19 protein-coding genes are annotated in these 18,324 nt (G+C 67.9%); 10 read left to right on the top strand and 9 right to left on the bottom strand.

Going from position 1 to position 18,324, the window contains the following annotated elements; translation table 11 throughout:
- Nucleotides 1–12 precede the first annotated feature (12 nt).
- Nucleotides 13–921 (top strand): dihydrodipicolinate synthase family protein, encoded by a 909-nt coding sequence (locus BM310_RS13245; RefSeq protein ID WP_089808453.1) that lies wholly within the window; start codon nt 13–15, stop codon nt 919–921.
- Between the two features lie 74 nt (nt 922–995).
- Here the strand turns inward: BM310_RS13245 and BM310_RS13240 are convergent, their stop codons facing one another.
- The 3 genes from BM310_RS13240 to BM310_RS13230 form a co-directional block, all read right to left on the bottom strand.
- Nucleotides 996–1,688, bottom strand: a complete 693-nt coding sequence (locus BM310_RS13240; RefSeq protein WP_089808451.1) for a nitroreductase family protein — start codon at nt 1,686–1,688, stop codon at nt 996–998.
- 150 nt (nt 1,689–1,838) lie between these two features.
- The gene (locus tag BM310_RS13235) at nt 1,839–2,261 is read right to left on the bottom strand and encodes a universal stress protein (protein WP_089808449.1); all 423 of its coding nucleotides are present in this window, start codon (nt 2,259–2,261) and stop codon (nt 1,839–1,841) included.
- Nucleotides 2,262–2,308: 47 nt separating this feature from the next.
- A complete protein-coding gene (locus tag BM310_RS13230) occupies nt 2,309–4,228 on the bottom strand; it encodes an ATP-binding protein (RefSeq protein WP_089808447.1) in 1,920 nt (639 codons plus the stop codon).
- Between the two features lie 90 nt (nt 4,229–4,318).
- On the opposite strand from BM310_RS13230, the gene BM310_RS13225 reads away from it, so the two are divergent.
- The gene (locus BM310_RS13225) at nt 4,319–4,660 is read left to right on the top strand and encodes a DUF7113 family protein (RefSeq protein ID WP_089808445.1); all 342 of its coding nucleotides are present in this window, start codon (nt 4,319–4,321) and stop codon (nt 4,658–4,660) included.
- 18 nt (nt 4,661–4,678) lie between these two features.
- Here the strand turns inward: BM310_RS13225 and BM310_RS13220 are convergent, their stop codons facing one another.
- A complete protein-coding gene (locus BM310_RS13220) occupies nt 4,679–5,935 on the bottom strand; it encodes a DNA double-strand break repair nuclease NurA (protein WP_089808443.1) in 1,257 nt (418 codons plus the stop codon).
- Between the two features lie 78 nt (nt 5,936–6,013).
- Between BM310_RS13220 and BM310_RS13215 the strand changes: the two genes are divergently transcribed.
- Nucleotides 6,014–6,700: an HAD family hydrolase gene (locus BM310_RS13215; RefSeq protein WP_177232617.1), complete on the top strand. Its 687-nt coding sequence runs from the start codon at nt 6,014–6,016 to the stop codon at nt 6,698–6,700.
- Between the two features lie 22 nt (nt 6,701–6,722).
- Here BM310_RS13215 and BM310_RS13210 read toward each other — a convergent pair whose 3' ends face one another.
- The 3 genes from BM310_RS13210 to BM310_RS13200 form a co-directional block, all read right to left on the bottom strand.
- Nucleotides 6,723–7,094: a hypothetical protein gene (locus BM310_RS13210; RefSeq protein ID WP_089808439.1), complete on the bottom strand. Its 372-nt coding sequence runs from the start codon at nt 7,092–7,094 to the stop codon at nt 6,723–6,725.
- 86 nt (nt 7,095–7,180) lie between these two features.
- Nucleotides 7,181–7,507: a hypothetical protein gene (locus BM310_RS13205; protein WP_089809237.1), complete on the bottom strand. Its 327-nt coding sequence runs from the start codon at nt 7,505–7,507 to the stop codon at nt 7,181–7,183.
- Between the two features lie 153 nt (nt 7,508–7,660).
- Nucleotides 7,661–8,101: a DUF2240 family protein gene (locus BM310_RS13200; RefSeq protein ID WP_089808437.1), complete on the bottom strand. Its 441-nt coding sequence runs from the start codon at nt 8,099–8,101 to the stop codon at nt 7,661–7,663.
- A 139-nt stretch (nt 8,102–8,240) separates the two neighbouring features.
- Between BM310_RS13200 and BM310_RS13195 the strand changes: the two genes are divergently transcribed.
- A complete protein-coding gene (locus BM310_RS13195) occupies nt 8,241–8,618 on the top strand; it encodes a 30S ribosomal protein S8e (RefSeq protein ID WP_089808435.1) in 378 nt (125 codons plus the stop codon).
- A 184-nt stretch (nt 8,619–8,802) separates the two neighbouring features.
- Here the strand turns inward: BM310_RS13195 and BM310_RS13190 are convergent, their stop codons facing one another.
- Nucleotides 8,803–9,804 (bottom strand): phosphate signaling complex PhoU family protein, encoded by a 1,002-nt coding sequence (locus BM310_RS13190; RefSeq protein WP_089808433.1) that lies wholly within the window; start codon nt 9,802–9,804, stop codon nt 8,803–8,805.
- A gap of 486 nt (nt 9,805–10,290) precedes the next feature.
- On the opposite strand from BM310_RS13190, the gene BM310_RS13185 reads away from it, so the two are divergent.
- The 5 genes from BM310_RS13185 to BM310_RS13165 all read left to right on the top strand — a co-directional run bounded on the left by BM310_RS13185 (nt 10,291) and on the right by BM310_RS13165 (nt 16,346).
- On the top strand, nt 10,291–11,436 hold the full coding sequence (locus BM310_RS13185) for a PstS family phosphate ABC transporter substrate-binding protein (protein ID WP_177232616.1): 1,146 nt from the start codon (nt 10,291–10,293) through the stop codon (nt 11,434–11,436).
- Between the two features lie 84 nt (nt 11,437–11,520).
- On the top strand, nt 11,521–12,636 hold the full coding sequence (gene pstC / locus BM310_RS13180; protein WP_089808431.1) for a phosphate ABC transporter permease subunit PstC: 1,116 nt from the start codon (nt 11,521–11,523) through the stop codon (nt 12,634–12,636).
- 2 nt (nt 12,637–12,638) lie between these two features.
- On the top strand, nt 12,639–14,213 hold the full coding sequence (pstA, locus tag BM310_RS13175) for a phosphate ABC transporter permease PstA (RefSeq protein WP_089808429.1): 1,575 nt from the start codon (nt 12,639–12,641) through the stop codon (nt 14,211–14,213).
- Nucleotides 14,210–15,133: a phosphate ABC transporter ATP-binding protein PstB gene (pstB, locus tag BM310_RS13170; RefSeq protein ID WP_089808427.1), complete on the top strand. Its 924-nt coding sequence runs from the start codon at nt 14,210–14,212 to the stop codon at nt 15,131–15,133. Before pstA ends, pstB begins: the two co-directional genes overlap by 4 nt.
- A gap of 94 nt (nt 15,134–15,227) precedes the next feature.
- Nucleotides 15,228–16,346, top strand: a complete 1,119-nt coding sequence (locus BM310_RS13165) for a PstS family phosphate ABC transporter substrate-binding protein (RefSeq protein ID WP_089808424.1) — start codon at nt 15,228–15,230, stop codon at nt 16,344–16,346.
- Between the two features lie 20 nt (nt 16,347–16,366).
- On the opposite strand, the gene BM310_RS13160 is transcribed toward BM310_RS13165, so the two are convergent.
- Nucleotides 16,367–17,449: a hypothetical protein gene (locus BM310_RS13160; RefSeq protein ID WP_089808423.1), complete on the bottom strand. Its 1,083-nt coding sequence runs from the start codon at nt 17,447–17,449 to the stop codon at nt 16,367–16,369.
- A 172-nt stretch (nt 17,450–17,621) separates the two neighbouring features.
- Between BM310_RS13160 and phoU the strand changes: the two genes are divergently transcribed.
- Nucleotides 17,622–18,299, top strand: a complete 678-nt coding sequence (gene phoU, locus BM310_RS13155) for a phosphate signaling complex protein PhoU (RefSeq protein WP_089808421.1) — start codon at nt 17,622–17,624, stop codon at nt 18,297–18,299.
- Nucleotides 18,300–18,324 lie beyond the last annotated feature (25 nt).

The raw sequence follows: 18,324 nt of genomic DNA, 5'->3' as shown, positions 1-18,324 counted from the left end.
GGAGTACGAACCATGGTCGCAGACGTCACGCGACGGTTTCGAGGAGTCCACTGTCCGCTCGTCACGCCGTTCGACGCCGACGGCGCGGTGGACCACGGAGCGCTCGGGTCGCTGGTCGAACACGTCCTCGACGGCGGCGTCGACGGCGTGGTGCCGTGCGGGACGACGGGTGAGTTCGCCAGCCTCACGCCCGCGGAGAACCGCGCCGTCGTCGAGACGACCGTCGAACACGCCGACGGTGCGCCGGTCCTCGCGGGGACGGCGGCGACGGGCGTCGCGGAGACGCTCGACCGAGTCGAGGCGGCGGCCGCGGCGGGTGCGGACGCCGCGCTCGTCACCCTGCCGTACTTCCACGGGTCGAACGACCCGGCGGGCGACGCGGCGTTCCTCCGCGCCGTCGCCGACGACGCCGCCCTCCCCGTCTACCTCTACAACCTCCCCGCATGCGTCGGGCGCGAGATACCCGTCGACACCGTGGTCGGGGTGGCCGACCACGAACGCGTCCTCGGGCTCAAGGACTCCAGCGGCGACTTCAACTACTTCTCGGAACTCCTCCGGCGGACGCCCGACGCGTTCCAACTGTTCGAGGGGTTCGACAGCCACCTCGTCCCCGGACTCCTGTTCGGGTCCGACGGCGGCATCAACGCGCTGTCGAACGTGATTCCGGAGGCGTTCGTGGCGGCCGCCGACGCCGTCGAATCGGGCGACACGGCCGCGGCGCGCCGGGTCCACGAGGAACACGTCGCACCCCTGTTCCAGCAGTGCGTCGACCACGGGTTCGCGCCCGTCGCGAAGGCGGGACTTCGGGCCCGCGGCGTCCTCGACGCGGACGCGGTCCGCCCGCCACTCGTCGCCCTCGACGGCGACGCCCGCGACGACGTGGTGAACGCCGTCGCCTCGGTCGTCGCCGCGTACGAGTAGGGCGCGGTCCGAATCGGGCGCGAGACGGCGGTCCTGCGGGTCTGGGGTCGGCGGTGTGACCGACTGGCGTCGGGTCAGTCGTCGGCGGCCGCCTCGGCGACGGCGTCCTCGGGGAGTTCGGTCGACTCGACGGGGTCGAACTCGTCGTAGTGGACGATTTCGTCGACGGGACGGCGGTACTTCCGCTCGTTCTCCACGTCCGCGGCCTCTTCGGCGGGGTAGCCGAGGGTGACGAGCAGCACGGGTTCGTACTGGTCGCCGTCGACGTCGAACGCGTCGAGGACGCCCTCGGGGTCGAACCCGCCCATCGGGCAGGAAGCGACGCCCTCGTCCCACGCCGCGTTCATCAGTTCCGTCGCGGCGATGGTGGACGACCGAACCGTCCAGACGCGTCGTTCCTCCTCGGGCTGGTCGGCCATCCCCTCGACGTTGCCCTTCACGGCGTCGCGAGCCTCGGCGTTCGGCAGGTAGCCCTTCGCCAGCCAGTCGTCGAGGACGGCCTCGGCGTGCGCGGCGGGGTCCTTGTTCCCGAGGACGACGACGGCGACGGGCGCCTCGGTGACGTGTTCCTGGTCGAACGCCGCCTCGCGGAGTCGCTGACGCTTCCCGTCGTCCGTGAGGACGAGGAACTCCCACGGCTGGAGGTTGTAGCTCGACGGCGCGTAGCGGACGCGCTCGAAGATAGACTCGATGACGTCGGTCGGGAGCGGTTCGTCTGCGTACTGGTGGACGGACCGCCGGGACGTGACGACTTCGTCGTATTCCATCGCCCGACCGTACGGACGAGGGACGTAAAGCGCGGGTGACACCGGCGGACGCCTCCGACACCGATTCCGTGCTCTCACGGCTCGTAGGGCGGGCGTCACCGGGTTACGCCGGTGACACCGGCCGGCCGCGCGCCGCCGCCGCCGCGGCCGTCAGTGAACCACGGTCACGGGGACGGGCGACCGCCTGACGACGGCCTCCGCGACGCTGCCGAGGAGGATGCGCGAGATTCCCTCGCGGCCGTGACTGCCGACGACGACGTGGTCGACGTCGCCCTCGCGGGCGACTTCGAGGATGGCCGCGGCGGGCCTGCCGACTTCGACGCGCCGGTCCACCGTCGCGTCCGCGGGGAGTTCGGCCTGCGCCTCGTCCAACACCGCCTCGGCCCGTTCGCGGGCGGCGTCGTACCACTCCTCGGACCCGGCGGGGAACCCGCTCAAGCGGTAGCCGGCGTCCACCGGGTTGATGACGTTGAGCAGGGTGACGCGGGCGTCCTCCCACTCCGAGGCGGCGAACTGAAGCGCCTCCAGGGACTGCGGCGACCCGTCGACGGGGAGGAGCAGGTGTCGGGCCATACTCACGGTACGTTACCAATCTACAAAAATACCTGTCCGCGTTCCGGTCACTCGCCGTGCCGCGTCACGCACGTGGAGAGGCCGACGAGTTCGACCGGTTCGGAGTTGTCCGGCGAGTAGACGACCATCTGCCCCTTCTCCATGTACGGTACCTTGTCCTCCAGGTTCGGCGGGATGTTCACGCTCTTGATGGCGTCCTCGTCGCCGAGGTTGAGGACGAGTTTCGTGTTCACCTGCTTGAACACGGGTTCGGCCACGTCCTGCGGGTCCTGCGTGATGAGGAACAGGCCGAGACGCTCCTTTCGACCCTGCTTGGCCGCCTCGGTGAACTTCGAGACGACTTTCCGCGCCTGCACGTTGTCGGCGTCGGCGAGGAAGTTGTGCGCCTCGTCCATCCCGAGGACGAGGGGCGTCTCCTTGATTCGCGTCGAGTCGGGCGCGTTCGACAGTTTGTCGTCGATGAGCATGCTCGACACCGCGAGGACGAACATCTCCTTGGCGCGACTCGTCGAGAGGTGGTAGGTGGGGACGACGGTGAGGCCGCCCGGTCGGACGAGTTCGTGGTCCAACTCCGTGATGGGCCGCGCGGACTGGTCGAACACGCCGTTCGGGACGCCCCGGACCCGCCGCTTGACGGCGTCGTACGTCGCCTCGTGGACGCGGCCGGACTCGTGCAGTTCCTCCTTCAACGCGGGGTCGTCGAGGAACGTCAGGAACTCCCGGTACGTCCCCTCGTCGCCGTACTGCCGGAAGAACCGCCGGAGGAGTTCCTTCAGCGCCGGGAACTGGTTCTCGTTGAGGCTGCTGCCGGCGACCAGCCACGGCCTGTCGCGCGCCATCGAGAAGGGGATGGTGAACTCCAACTGCTCGGCGCGGTGGTTGTCGCCGCCGTAGGGGACGCCGTCCTCCTTCGGGACGAGACAGAGCGTGTCGTCGTGGCCGCCGTGCGCGACGCCCTCGCGTTCGTACCGCCGCGCCACCGACTCGGTCATCGCCGGGTTGTCGTCGTGCATCTGCGCGTACTCGTCCTGCGGGTCGAACTGGACGACGGCCATGCGAGCGTCGCGCCCGTCGTCCATCTCGTACGTCCGGTCGGCGTCCAGCAGTTGCCGCAGGAGGTTCTTCGAGGCGTGCGTCTTCCCGGACCCGGTGCCCCCGGCGACGAGAGTGTGCCGGAACACGAGTGGGTCGCCGTCGGCGTAGTCGTCCTTCAGGCGGTAGTCGATGGTCGGCGGTTCGGCGGCGGTCCGGACCTTCTCGCCGCCGACGGAGAGGTGGCCGAGGAAGACACCCTCGGCGGGAATCTTCAGGCCCGTCTTTATCTGCTCGGGGTCCGTCGCCTCGGCGACGACGGCGCCCGGTTTGGGGACTCTGTCGACCATCCGTCGCTTGAGTTCGGTCCCGTCGCCGGACGGCGTCCGGCTTTCCGAGACGCTTCGCGTCTCGGTATCCTCGAACAGCACCGCCACGGGGTCCAGCGACGCGACGAACTTGTAGTCGCGTTCCTCGAACCCCTGCCGGCGCATCGCGCGCCGGGCGTGAATCTCCGTCGCGTCGTCCGTCTGGAACTCCTGTGCGTACTCTAAGGCGGTGATGCGACAGAACAGCAGTTCGTCGTCCGGGTAGGGGACGAGCAGGTACTTGCCGAGGCGCACGTCGTCGCGGTTGCCCGTCGTGACGAACGCCCGGAGGGTGGTGTCGTCGCCGTCCTCGGCGACGCGGAGGCCCTGCGAGACGGAGACGGCGCCGATGCCGCGGTCCTCGCCCGCGGGCGACACGTCGTAGGACTCGAACGACACCTCGTCGCGCACGCCGTCGTCGGCGGCGTCGGTGTCGGCGGCGGAGTCGGACGACGCCGTCTGCGTCCGCGTCTGCGCCTCCCCGGCGGCGGACGCGTCGGTCGATTGGGAGGACGACTCCGCCTCGGAGTCGCCCTCGAAGTCGGTGAAATCACCGAGGTCGGACATAGTCTGCGACACGGTAGGCCGTCGTTAAAAATACCCATGGCTCCGACACCCCCGCGCGTCTTTTGGGGTTGGGGTGCGTATCGGAACGGTATGCTTCTAGTTCGCGGCCACGGCGGCGGCACCACGCTGACGGGCACCATCTTCGAACGCGGCGAGGAGGCCCCGTCGTACAAGGGTGCGCCCGACGAGGACGCGCCGTACGTGTGGGTCTGCGACGAGTTCTACGAAGTCGAGAGCGGGGGGTCGGAGACGGAGATAGACGGGCGGACCATCAACGTCGCGTTCGACTCGCCGATGCCCCGCGGGTTCGACACGCGCGAACAGGCCCTCGCGGCGGCCAAAGAGCACGTCCGGACGCAGTTCGCCCGCGTCGGCGTCGCCGCCGACGACGTGCGCATCGAAGTGGTGAAGTCCGAACCCGGCACGACCTGAGACGCCACCCGTCCGCGCTCACTCCTCGGGCGTCCACCGGACGTCGTCGTACCGGCGGACGGCGTCCGAGTCGAGGTTCTCCTCCAGTTTCCGCCTGAGCGCTATCTTCTCGCGCGCGCTGATGCGCGCCAGTTCGTCCGCCTTCGCGACGGACTCGGGCGGCCCCCGTTCGGCCGCGACGCCCCTGAGCATCTGCGTCGTGAGTCGCCGTCGCACCTCCTCGTCGCGCGCGAACGCCACGGGCGTCTCGACGCGGTAGAGGACGTCCGTCCGGGGGTCGTAGACGACGACGAACGCGACTTCGTACAGGTCGTCGTCGAGGTTCCGTTCCAGTCCGTAGGCGTCGCCGTCCGTCGAGAACGTCCGGTCGGACCCGCCGCGGGAGACGAACCAGTTGGTGAACGTCAGTTCCGACGTGTCCCGCCCTTCGGTCCCCCGACTGCCGGCCGCGCGGCGTTCGAGCAGACGGGTGAAGAAGGCGGTGTCGTCCGTCCACGGCGCCTCCATCCCCCTGTCGCGGACGGCGGTGACGAGGTGTTTCGCCGCGGGGTTCTTGACGAACCCGCAGAGGGGGACGTCGCGTTCGACGAACCGTTCGACCAGACGGACGTAGTTCTCGACGACCTGTTTGGGCTTTGCCTCGCGCGACAGGTCGCGGAGTTCGCCGTCCCTGTCGCGCCAGTTCAGGAGTTCCTTCGGGTAGAGGGGGCCGTCGAGGACGAGGAGGTCGTCCACCGCGTCGGCGTGTTCCAGCGCGTGCGTGCTCTCGGCGAGGTAGAGGGCGAGTGCGTGGACGACGCCCTCGGCGTAGCGACTCACCCGGGGCGCGTGGATGATGCGCCAGCGACAGTGCCCCTCGTCGAGTTTGCGCCACGGTTCGTCCAGTTTCAGCGTGGCGTCGTTCGCGTGGGTGGTGGCGACGATGCTGCGGTGGCGGTGGAGGTCGAGGTCCGAGGGGACGGCCGCCATCGCCGCCTGCGCCACGTCGAGGACGATGCCGTTCTTGAACGTCGTCGGGTTGATGGTGCCCGAGTCGAGGCCGTGGACCGTCTCGAACGGCGGGTCCGCGAGGGCGACGTCGTCCACGTCGACCGACCGGAGGCGGCGCGTCCCGAGGGGGTCGAGGACCACGTCGCCGTCGGGGCCGTACAGGGGGTCCAGATACTCCTCCCAGACGGTTCGGGCGAGGTCGGTGTGCTCCTCGTCGTCCACGTTTCGGGCGAGATAGGCCGCCAGGTCCGCGATTCCGTCCACGTGGACGGGGTCGAGGGTCATGGCCCACCTGTGGGCGTGGTCGTAGAAAAACCCTCTCACGCGGCGTCCGTCGCGGCGGCCGCCGCGACGGGAACGGTCATGGTGGTGCGTCGCGTAGCGCCAGCCGTGACTATCCGGGCGGTCGGGTTCGACCTCGACTACACACTCGCGGTACCGACGCGTGACCGAGCGACGATTCTGCGCGACGCCGCGACGGCCGCGGGCGCGCCACCACTCTCCAGAGAGGCCTACCTCGACGCGCACGGGCGCAACCTCACGCGGGAGACGCGGACGCCGATATTCGAGTCGCTTCTGGCCGGCCGGGACACGGACGCCGACCCGGCCGCCGTCGCCACGGCGTACCGCGAACACATCGCCGACGCCCTCGTCCCCGTGCCCGGCGCGGAGGCGTTCCTCGCGGACCTGCGCGAGGAGTACGCCGTCGGCCTCCTCACCAACGGCCCGCGCGTCGCCCAACGCGACAAACTCGCTACCCTCGACTGGGAGGACGCCTTCGACGTGGCCCTCGTCACGGGCGAACTCCCCGCCGGCAAGCCCGACGCGGCGGCGTTCGAGGCCCTCCTGGACGCTCTCGGCACGGACCCCGCGGAGACGGCGTACGTCGGCGACGACGTGGACGCCGACGTGGGGGGTGCGGCCGACGCCGGACTCGTGCCGATTCAGGTCGTCTTCGAGGGCGGCCCGGCCCCGGACGCCCGCGCCGCCGCCCACGTCGAACGCGAGGTACTGGTCGAGCGACTGCCGTCGGTGCTGGCGTCGCTCTGAGACGGGTCGCTTCGACCCGCGGTCACGGGTCGGCGACGGCCCTGAGAGCGGGCAACAGCCACTTCACCTGCGCTCCGTCCTCGACGAAGACGAGCGTCCGCGGCGGACGGACGGCCTTCGGCCGGACGCGGAGCCCCTCCCGTTCGGCGGCGGCGGCGACGGCCTCCTGTTCGACGAGAAACTCGACGCGAGCGCGGTCCGGGTGGACGTACACCTCGGCGACGCGTTCGCCCTCGCGTTCGACGGCGTAGGCGAACGCGCCGTCCTCGGTGGGGTCCACGTCGGGGTCAGACTCGGTCACCGACAGCGACGACAGCGACCGCTCGTGTCCCGTGACTTCGCTGGCGACGAGTTGGGCGATTCGCTTCCCGTGCGTCAGGCGGTCCTCGACCATACGTGCCCGTTGACCGCTCGGCGGTTTAGACGGCGCGGTTGTCGGCGGTCCCGAGTGGGTTCGCGCCGCCGCCCGCGACTCCGCCGTCAGTCCCGTTCGTCGTCCCCGTCCGGGAGCCGGCGGACCGCCTTCTCCCACCTGTCTCTGGCGGCCTGCCCGGGGTCCGCGAACGGGTCGTACGTGATGTCGTCGACGGTTCCGAGATGCTCGCCGCCCTCGCGGTCCCTCACCGTTCGCCACAGGCCGACCGCCGCCGCGGCCGACAGCGACGCGAACAGAACCGCCACCGCGACGCCGGCGACGCCGTCGACTGGGACCGCCACGAAGAAGACGACCAGTAACAGCGCGGCCAGTTGGGACGCGTAGAGGAACCGGGCGAGCGAGTCGCCCGAGAGGTCGACCGTCCGTTCCATCTCTCGTCCGGGTCGTCGAACCGCGGACACATAACGTCTCTCGAACCGCCCCCCGTCCTCGCTCCACGCGACGACGGCGAACGGACGGCACCCTCGCCCGTCCTCGCACGCTCGGCGACGGTTCATCCCGACCGGCCGCCGTCGTGTCCGCGGCTACAACTCCTCGCGCGCGTCACGGGCGGCGTCGGCCACGTCCACGCCGCGCCGCGTGGCGTACAGGGCGGCGGCCGCCTCCACGTTGACGCCGAGTCGACGCTGGAGGTCGTTCACCTCCGCGACGGCCGACTGCTTGTCGTGGCCGGCGGCGACGAGGGCGTCGAGCATCCGTTCGAACGTCGACTGCTCGCGGAGGACGGACTGGTCGGGTTCGTAGTCCTCGGGGACGGTGACGTCGGCGGGGTCGAACGCGGCGACGACGGCGTCGTCCTCGCGCGTCAGGAGGCCGCGCCCGGCGGCGACGTCGATGAGTCGCTTCGCCTGGTCGGGCGAGAACCAGTCGCGGTCCAGGGAGAGAGCGACCACGAACTCGCCTTCGCCCATGCGAGAGGTCCCGCGCTGTTTGAACGGCACCGCCACCGCGACGTCGAGGCTCATGTCCACGTGTCGGGTCGCGCCCGCACAAGGAGTTCCCGGTTTCGTCCGTCCGGCGGGCGCTCGCGCCCCGGGTGAGTGTGCGGCACACGACGAGGGGCGATTCGAGCGATTGAAGTACTTACCGGGATACTCTCCCCCTATGAAGGACCAAGGACGCTCGAAGCGGAAGCGCACCGGCGGGCGACTTCGACCCTCGCACAAGAAGAAGCGATACCAACTCGGCCGCGAACCGACCGAGACGACCGTCGGCGAACCCCGATTCCGCGTCGTCGACTCCCGCGGTAACAAGCAGAAGGTCCGCGCCCTCTCGACCAACGTCGCGCAGGTCGCAGACGGCGGCGACGTCGCCGAAGCCGAGATAGAGAACGTCGTGGACAACCCCTCGAACGTCAACTACATCCGCCGGAACATCATCACGAAGGGCGCCATCATCGAGACCAGCGAAGGCCGCGCCCGCGTCACCTCCCGCCCCGGTCAGGACGGACAGGTCAACGCCGTCCTCGTGGACGACGAGTAACTGCGCCGCGGATTCTCTCTCGTCTTCTCCCGTCGCCAGCGACCGCTCCGCGGTGAGTATCGGCGAGGTGCGGTAGATGGTCAGAAGCGGTAGATGGTCAGAAGCGGTAGCGGTCGGCGAAGAGCGGTGGTGGTCGGTGAGGTGCGGTGCGTGCGACCGAACGGGAAGGTGCAGTTCGGCCCGGTCAGGGCGTCGGCGCGGCCTTCTGGAGTGCCGTCTCGGCGATGTTGCCGCCGTAGTCGGCGCTCCGGGAGACGGAGTCGACGATGAGACCGAGCAGTTGGGCGCGCGCGGGGTCCAACTCGCGCAGGAGTTCGTCTATCTTCCGGGCGCGTTCGTCTATCGCCTGCACCTTCTCCCGGGCGTCGTTGGCGAGGCGCGACGCCTCGTCGGCGTCGTCGGTGAACAGGGCGTCCATACCGTCGTCGACGACTTTGCGCGCCTCGACGTACAGTTCTTCGAGCGCCTCGGCGACTTCCTCGGAGACGGGTTCCTCGAAGTTGAGCGTCAGATGGGCTATCTTCGTCGCGTGGTCGCCGATGCGTTCGAGCTGTCGGGCGGCCGACTGGTAGTCGAAGCACACCTCACGCGGCAGGCCGAGTTCCTCGGCGGCCTTCGGGGTCCGGAGCGTCGCGCGGAAGATGCGGGAGACGACCATCCAGAGGCGGTCCACGTCGTCGTCTCGCTGGATGACGTCGCGGGCCATGTCGTCGTCCAGTTCCGCGATGGCGGCGATGGCGTCTTCGAGCATCGACAGCGCGATGAGTCGCATCCGGGTCACCGCGTTGTGGATGGACAGTTCCGAGGAGTCCAACAGGTCGCGGATGACGACCCGGTCGCGCGTCTCTTCGAGGACTTCGAGGCCGACGAGGCTCTGCGTCGCCTCGCGGATGGTCCGTCGTTGCTCGGTCGTGATGCGGCCGCTCTCTAAGGCGATGATGTCGAACCCGCTGACGTACATCGTCATCACCGCGCGCGTGAGTTCGTCGCCGTCGAGGTTGGCGATGTCGAGGGTCCCCTCCGTCCGCTCGTCCTCCGTGCGCGGCGTCAGGAACAGCGAGTCGCCCTCGGGGTAGAACTCGACCTCGCTCCCCGCGGAGACGTTGTTCTCGGTCGCCCAGTCCTTGGGAATCGAGACGGTGTACGTCGACCCGCCCGTCACCTGCACCTTTCGGGTTTCGACCATACCGTTGCTGTGTCTGTCGGCATGATAAAACTGCCTATCTCTATATACTATACTATCCGACTACTGCTTCCACGTGCGTTTTGCGACTATTAGCCGCTGTTCGCTCGGCTCACCCCCCAACGTGGCGTCTCTCGCATGCGCGCCGTTTCCGATACCGAGAGCAGACTCCTCGGCCGAGCCCCTACATTCGCCCCGAAACCAAGTAATATATACTGAATCCGCTTCCACCATATTTTGTGTGAACACGTCGCACAATTCGGTCGTCTGACGCTCGAACGTTCGTCTCCGCACGACTGTCTGTAGGCAAATTCTCTGGCTACTTCGAGCGGTCTAAACAGACTAAATGGCCTATAACGTAATCTAACTGGAGTTTGCGTATTCAAGAACGTGTGAATTTATGCCAACACAGTATGCCTACCGAGGAATATTTTTTCTATATATCTATAATAGCAGGGGTTTTACAGCGTCTTCGGTTATCCGCAGTTGATGACGCGCGACAGCAAATCAGTGGGAGCGGACTATTCGCGGCGTAAATTCATCGTTGCATCGGGCGCGGCGGGCCTGGCGGGCCTCGCCGGTTGTTCCGGCAGTGGGAACGAGGGCACCGAGGCGTCCGGCGGCGCCGAGGACACCGCGACGGAGGCGTCCGGCGACTCGTCGGACACGTCCACGGAGTCGTCCGGGTCCAGCAAGGAGGACGTCGGCCCGCTGACGGCCGACGGGTCCTCGACGGTGTACCCCATCACGTCCGACGGCGCGGCCGTCTGGAACTCCAACCCCCCGGCGGACGACGAGGAGTACTGGGGCCCCGGGCAGTACGACATCGACACGGACGCCAACATGGCCGACTACTGGGGCGGCCTCTACGGCTTCAGCAGCAGCGAGGAGGGTCAGCCGCCGTTCCTCGTCAACGTCGGTCTCTCGCACTCCGGCACCGGCGTCGAGAAGGTCATGAACGGACAGGTCGACATCGGTGACTCCTCCGCGCCCGTCGCGGACGAACTCCCCGACGCCGACCAGTCCACGCTCGACAAGTTCGTCAACCACGTCGTCGGCGTCGACGGCCAGCCCATCGTCGTCTCGCAGGAGATCGCCGACGCGGGCGTCGAGGAACTGACCGGCGACGAACTCCGCGCTATCTACAAGCAGGAGATCACCAACTGGAGCGAAGTCGGTGGCCCGGACCGCGAGATTCAGGCCGTCGGCCGCGCCGAGGGCTCCGGCACCGACACCGCCTTCCGCGCGAACCTCTACGGCGACCCGGAAGCCGAGATGAGCCCCGACATCCGCAAGGGTCAGAACCAGCAGGTCGCGACGCTCGTCCGCAACTCCGACAACGCCATCGCGTACATGGCGCTCGCGTTCGTCGGCAACGGCGTCGTCCCCATCTCGCTCACGCTCGACGGCACGACGTACACGCCGGGCAAGAACCTGAGCGACAAGGGCTACCCGCTCAGCCGTGACCTCCACTGCTACACGTGGGAGGGCACCTCCGAGCAGGAAGCCGCGTTCCTGCGGATGCTCATCAGCGACTACGGACAGACGATGTTCGTCGAGCCGAACAACTACTTCGTGCTCTCGGACACGCGCCAGGAAGAAGAGCGGGCCAAGCTGCCCGAGCCGTCGAACTGAGGGGACGACTCTCCGCTACGGCGCATCGTCAGGAATTAAACCTAGCGTCTCCCTCTCTTTCCGTACATACAAAACCAGAAAACGATGGCACAATCAAGTTTGAAGCAGTCGTTCGACGCATTCCGAACGGCCGAAGATATCGATACGAGCGCCCTCGTCGCGGGCGCGGTAGGCGCGGTGCTCCTCCTGACGGCGTTGGCGTCGTTCGTACTTCGGCTCGGTCTCGAAGTACCCTCGATACTCGGGTTCCTCGTGGTGCTCGGATACGGATGGTACGCCCACCAGGGGCTGGCGGCGAAGTCGATGACGTTCTTGATGACGGTGTCGACGGTGCTCATTCTCGGGATGATCACCGTCTTCCTCGTCCTCGAATCGCTCCACGCCTTCAGGCTCATGGGCCCGGAGATACTCATCGGCATGAGCGAACCGGTCACCCTGTTCGGGGTGACGGTCCTGCCCGGCCTCGGCGGCGTGTTCTGGCAACCCAGTTCCGCCACCTACTCGCTCGTCCCCGCGATGTGGGGAACGTTCGTGACGACGCTCATCGCGACGGCCGTCGCGGCACCGCTCGGCATCGCGTGCGCGCTGTTCCTCGCCGAAATCGCTCCCAACTGGGTGCGCGAGATAGTGAAGCCGGGAATCGAGATTCTGGCCGGTATCCCCTCCATCGTCTACGGGTTCATCGGATTCACCATCCTCAACACGTACGTGTTTCAGAACTTCCGGACGCCGACGCAGGGGAGTTTCTTCCTCGTCGGCGGCGTCATCGGCCTGATGGCGCTCCCCACCGTCGTCTCCGTCGCCGAGGACTCGCTGGACACGGTGCCGGACTCGATGAAAGACGGGGCGCTCGCCCTCGGGTCGACCGACTGGCAGACGATGACCAGCATCACGCTTCCCGCGGCGTTCTCGGGCGTCTCCGCCGCGGTGCTGCTCGGCGTCGGCCGCGCCATCGGCGAGACGATGGCCGCCACGGTCATCCTCGGAAACACCGTCGGCCTGCCGCAACCGCTGTACGACGTGTTCGGCAACAACGTGACGCTCACCACGCTCATCGCCAGCCAGTACGGCGACGCGGGCGAGACGCAACTGAGCGCGCTGTTCGCGGCCGGAGTCGTCCTGTTCGTGACGGTGCTGTTCCTCTCGCTCACCTCGCTGAAGATAGAGGCCGAACTGAAAGAGACGCTCGGCGGTGAATGACAATGAGTGACGCATACGAACGAGACTTAGTCGAAGGCGACTCGACCACGTACGAACGCACCGCGGCGAGCATCGTCGGTGTCGGGGCACTGGCGTTCGCGTTCTCGCTGGCCGCGCTGTTCGAGTTGGTCAGCCTCGACGCGACGTTCGTCGGACTATCGCTGTCGAACCTCCTCGGCCTCGGTACGACGGTGGTCGGTCTGGGCGTCGTCGGCCTCGGCGTGGCCTCTTACACGGGCTACGTCGAGACGACGCCGGACCGGAGCGCCGGTCTGGTCGCCGCGGTGCTGGTCGGCCTGCTGTGGTTCTGCGTCGGCGGCCTCGTCGCCTCGCAGACGTTCGGACTCGGCTGGTTCCTGTGGCTGCCGGCGGGACTGCTGCTCGGCGGCGTCGCCGCCGGCGTCGCCGTCTTCCTCCGCGAGGACCTGGGGTCGACGCTCGCCGCGGGCGCGTTCGCCCTCCTCGTCGGACTCGTCTTCCTGACGAACGTCATCGGCCCGGAGTGGTCGTGGCGCCCCGCCGACTTCTCCGCGACGTTCACGCCGAAAATCGTCGTCCCCTTCCTCACGCAGACGGCCGTCCTCGTGGCGAGTTGGGCGGCCGGCAAGGCGTACGAGGGCTTCGGGGCGCGCGGGCGACAGACGGGCGCGTACATGCTCATCGCGCTGAACGCGCTGGGCATCCTGTCGGTGCTCGTCCTCCTCGTGGCCTTCGTCGTCAGCAAGGGTATCGGCCCGCTGTTCGAGGGCTTCTCCGTGGGCGCGTCCGGCCTCACGTGGCCGTTCGTCCAGAACGGCGTCCAGTTGACGAACGACGTCGACGGCGTCTTCCCCGCCATCGTCGGGACGTTCTGGCTCGTCGTGGGGTCCGTCGTCATGGCCGTTCCGCTGGCCGTCGGCGCGGCGGTGTTCCTCACCGAGTACGCCGAACAGGGACGGTTCACGCAGGTGGTCGAACTCGCGACGAACGGGCTGTGGTCGACGCCCTCCATCGTCTTCGGGCTGTTCGGCTACGCGTTCCTCGTCCCCCGATTCGGCAACACGACGTCGCTGCTCTCCGGGATGTTCGTCCTCGCCTTTATGCTCATCCCGCTGGTACTCATCACCAGTCGAGAGGCGATCAACAGCGTGCCAGACGAGTACCGCGACGCCAGCGCAGCCCTCGGTGTCAGCCAGTGGGAGACCATCAAGAGCGTGGTCGTCCCCGCGGCGATGCCCGGGGTCATCACCGGCGTCATCCTCGGCGTCGGCCGCATCGCCGGCGAGACGGCGCCCATCCTCCTCGTCATGAGCGGGTCGCCGTTCCCCTCGAAGCGGCAGGCGCCCGACGTTCTCGACATCACTTTCGCCTTCACCAGCAACTTCCCGTTCGTGACCGGGAGCTTCGTCAACCAGGAGGCGCTGTTGAACTCCGCGAGCGCGCTCCCCTACCAACTGTACGCCATCATCACGGCCGGCGTCGGCCAGAGCGAGGCGTTCGGCTGGGGGACGACGCTCGTTCTGCTCCTGGTGGTTCTGTCTTTCTACGCGGTCGGCATCGCCTCGCGAGCGTACTTCCGTAACAAACTCCGATCATGAGTGACTCACAAGCCACATCCAAAGCCCAGTCCGTAGAGACGACGAACCAACAGAGCGCCGGGACGACCGTCGAGGGGGAGACGCAGGAGAAACTCCGCGACGAGTGGGTCCAGTACGACTTCGACGGCGAGACGGCCATCAAGACGCAGGACGTGAACGTCCACTACGGCGACGAACACGCCCTGCACGACATCTCGATGGAGATTCCGAAGAACAGCGTCACCGCGCTCATCGGGCCGTCCGGATGCGGGAAGTCCACCTTCCTCCGGTGTCTCAACCGGATGAACGACCGAATCAAGGCCGCCAGCGTCTCCGGCGAGGTGGAGTTCGACGGCAAGAACATCTACGACGACGGGACGAACCTCGTCGAACTGCGAAAGCGCGTCGGGCAGGTGTTCCAGTCGCCCAACCCGTTCCCGAAGTCGATTCGGGAGAACATCTCCTACGGTCCGCGGAAGCACGGCGACATCGACGTGAGCCTCCTCTCGCGACTCCTCGGCCGCGACGACAGAGCGGAAGAGGAGGAACTGGTCGAACGCTGCCTGCGGCAGGCGGCCCTGTGGGACGAGGTGAACGACCGGCTCGACGACAACGCGCTCGGGCTCTCCGGCGGTCAGCAGCAGCGTCTCTGCATCGCTCGCGCGCTGGCGACGGACCCCGAAGTGCTCCTGATGGACGAACCGGCGTCCGCACTCGACCCCATCGCCACCTCCCGTATCGAGGACCTCATCAACGACCTCTCGGACGACTACACCGTCGTCATCGTCACGCACAACATGCAGCAGGCGGCCCGCATCTCCGACCAGACGGCCGTCTTCCTCACCGGCGGCTACCTCGTGGAGTACGACGACACCGACAAGATATTCGAGAACCCCGAGAGTCAACGCGTCGAAGACTACATCACGGGTAAGTTCGGATAGTCGCGGCGGCGCGCCTCGCGGGCAGTTCTCGTCGTCTCTTCTCGGCTCGATGTAGCCGTGTCTGTTATCCACGTTCGGTCACAACCGTTCTCCCATGTCAGACGCCAACGCCGACGACGGGGCACGTATCGACCGGCGCGCGTTCGCCGCACTCCTCGGCAGCGCAGGCGTCGCGGGACTGGCCGGGTGTGCGGGTGGCGGGTCCGGCACACCCGATGGACAGACCGACGCCGGCGGCGGGTCCGGCGGGTCCACCGAGACGGCACCGCTGACGGTGGACGGGTCCTCGACGGTGTACCCCATCACGTCCGATGGCGCGTCGGTCTGGAACTCCAACCCCCCGGCGGACGACGAGGAGTACTGGGGCCCCGGGCAGTACGACATCGACACGGACGCCAACATGGCCGACTACTGGGCCGGCCGCTACGGCTTCAGCGGCGAGGAGGGTCAGCCGCCGTTCCTCGTCAACGTCGGACTCTCACACTCCGGCACCGGCGTCACGAAAGTGATGAACGGGCAGGTGGACATCGGCAACTCCTCCGCGCCCGTCGCGGACGAACTCCCCGACGCCGACCAGTCCACGCTCGACACGTTCGTCAACCACGTCGTCGGCGTCGACGGCCAACCCTTGGTCGTCTCCCGCGCGGTGTACGACGCCGGCGTGACGAAACTCACCGGCGACCAACTCAGAGCGATATACAAAGGCGAGATAGAGAACTGGAGCGAGATACCGTCGTACACGGGACCGGACAGGGAGATTCAGGTCGTCGGCCGCGCCGAGGGCTCCGGCACCGACACCGCCTTCCGCGCGAACCTCTACGGGAGCGCCGACGAACCGATACCCGGCGTCGACATCCGGAAGGGGCAGAACCAGCAGGTCCAGACGCTCGTCGCCAACTCCGACAACGCCATCGCCTACCTCGCACTCGCGTTCGTCCAGTCCGGCGGGGAGGTCCCGCCCATCGCGCTGGAAATCGACGGGACGACGTACTCCTACGGCGAGAACCTCAGCGCCAAAGGCTACCCGCTCAGCCGCGACCTCCACTGCTACACGTACGACGGCACGTCCGAGAAGGAGGCGGCGTTCCTCCGGATGCTCGTTCACGACTACGGGCAAGCGACGTTCGTCGAGCCGAACAACTATTTCAAACTCACGCAGGCCAGACAGGAGGAGGAACTCGGGAAACTCCCCGACCCGTCCGAGCAGTCCTGACCGGCGTCCGAACCGCCGGTTCAGGCGGGACTGACCGACACCTGCACGCCCTCCTCGTCGACGACGACCCACACCGGTCCGCGCGGCGGGCAGACGTTCCAGACGTAGGTCGCCTCCTCGCCGCGGTCCGACCGGATGCGGAACTCGTACTGCCCGGCGTTCTCGACGACGCTCGGGTCGAGCGTCTCAGCGCCCGCGTCGAGTTCGTACGTCTCTTCGAACAGCGTCTCCCCGTCCGTCGTCACGGCCACGTCGAGTCGGTGCGGCACGTCGTCGGCGTTGACGACGCGCAGGTCGCGGTTGCGCCACCCGCATCGAAAGCGCGCGTTCGCGGCGGTCACGTCCACGTAGAGGCGTTCGCCGTCGCCGACTCGCCAGTCGAACGCCCGCCAGTCGCCGCCCCGACGGACCTCGACGCGGTAGTTCGACCCCCGCCCGTACGCCGGGACGACCAGCGTCGTCTCCCCGGGGACGGCGTACTCGTACTCCGCGAGTCGGTCGCCGTCGGCGACCAGTCGCATCCGAACCGTTCGCGCCGCCTCGCCCTCGTTGCGCAACTCGACGCGTCCGCGTGCCGGCGGTCGGTCCTCCCACGTCGTCGTCCCGCCCCGCGAGACGGGCGGACAGTCGAGTTCGCAGTACGCGCGTTCGACGAGGCGCACGCCGTCCGGTTCGACGCGCGCGGCGAGTTCGGTCCCCGCCTCGCCGTCGCCGACGCGCCACGTCCGCGTCGTCCGCCGACCCGCCGCCGTCTCGACGACGACGTCGTAGGTCCCCGGTTCGACGGCGAAGTCGCCGAACGCCCGGGTCTCGCCCGCCGGCACCTCGCCGCTCTCGATGAAGCGCGTCGTCTCGCCGTCGGTGACGACGACGGAGACGTAGGCGGGCGTCGGCGTGTCGTTGGCGACGCGCACCGCGCGCGGAGACGCGTCGGCCGACGGCGACGAGGAACCGCCCGTCGGTCGGCCGGCCGCGTCGGTCGCCGTCGCCCGGGAAACCGTCGATTCGGCGGTCGGGTCGTCACCGGCGTCGGACCCGAGTTCGAGCCCGCCGCAGCCGGCCAGTACGGTCGGAACGAGTGCGAGGAGCGCCCGGCGGTGCATCGGTGTACTGTGGCGGCGACAGGCGCAAAGCTACTCGGGTTCGCTCGGCGTATAGAGTTCCCCGACATCTCCGAAACTTCGGGATTCCGTCAATAGCACTCCACAGACGAACGTTCGATTGCGTACCAGTTCGCACGACACGTTTATTCGGTTCGACCGTGTGCGGGAAATTATGCCCCGACAACAGTATCAAGACGCGCTCGAATCGCTCCGGGACGACGTCCTCTACATGAGCGAGGTCGTCGCCGAGCGACTTCGGATGGGTCTGGACGCACTCGAACAGAAAGACGATCAACTCGCGGAGGAGGTCGTCGAAGGCGACGGCGAGGTCAACCGCATGTACCTCGACCTCGAACAGGACTGCATCGACCTCATCGCACTCCAGCAACCGGTCGCCTCGGACCTCCGCTTCATCGCGGCGTCGTTCAAGATCATCACCGACCTCGAACGCATCGGCGACCTCGCGACGAACCTCGCCGGGTACGCCACCGAGGCCGAACACGACGTGTTCCCCGAGGTCGACATCCAGCAGATCGGCGACGAGACGATGGAGATGCTCGACACCGCGATGGACGCCTACGCGGAGGAGGACCCCGACATGTGCCGGCAGGTCGCCGCCCACGACGACGAGGTGGACGCGATGTGCGAGGCGGCCAGCGAGACGGTCGTCCGCGACCTCATCGAGAAGGACCCGTTCAGCGAGGAGGAACGCGACGCCGAGTCGTTCATGGGCGACATCTCCCGCATGCTGCTCACCGTCCGCGACCTCGAACGCATCGGCGACCACGCGGTCAACATCGCCGCGCGCGCCCTCTACATGGTCGAAGACGACGACGAACTGCTCTATTAATCGGCCACCCACGTTTCGCAGATTC

The sequence above is a fragment of the Halogeometricum rufum genome, assembly GCF_900112175.1.
In the GTDB taxonomy this organism is placed as follows: domain Archaea; phylum Halobacteriota; class Halobacteria; order Halobacteriales; family Haloferacaceae; genus Halogeometricum; species Halogeometricum rufum.
Note: the sequence above shows the minus strand (reverse complement) of the source record. Positions and strands in the feature narration are given on the sequence as shown.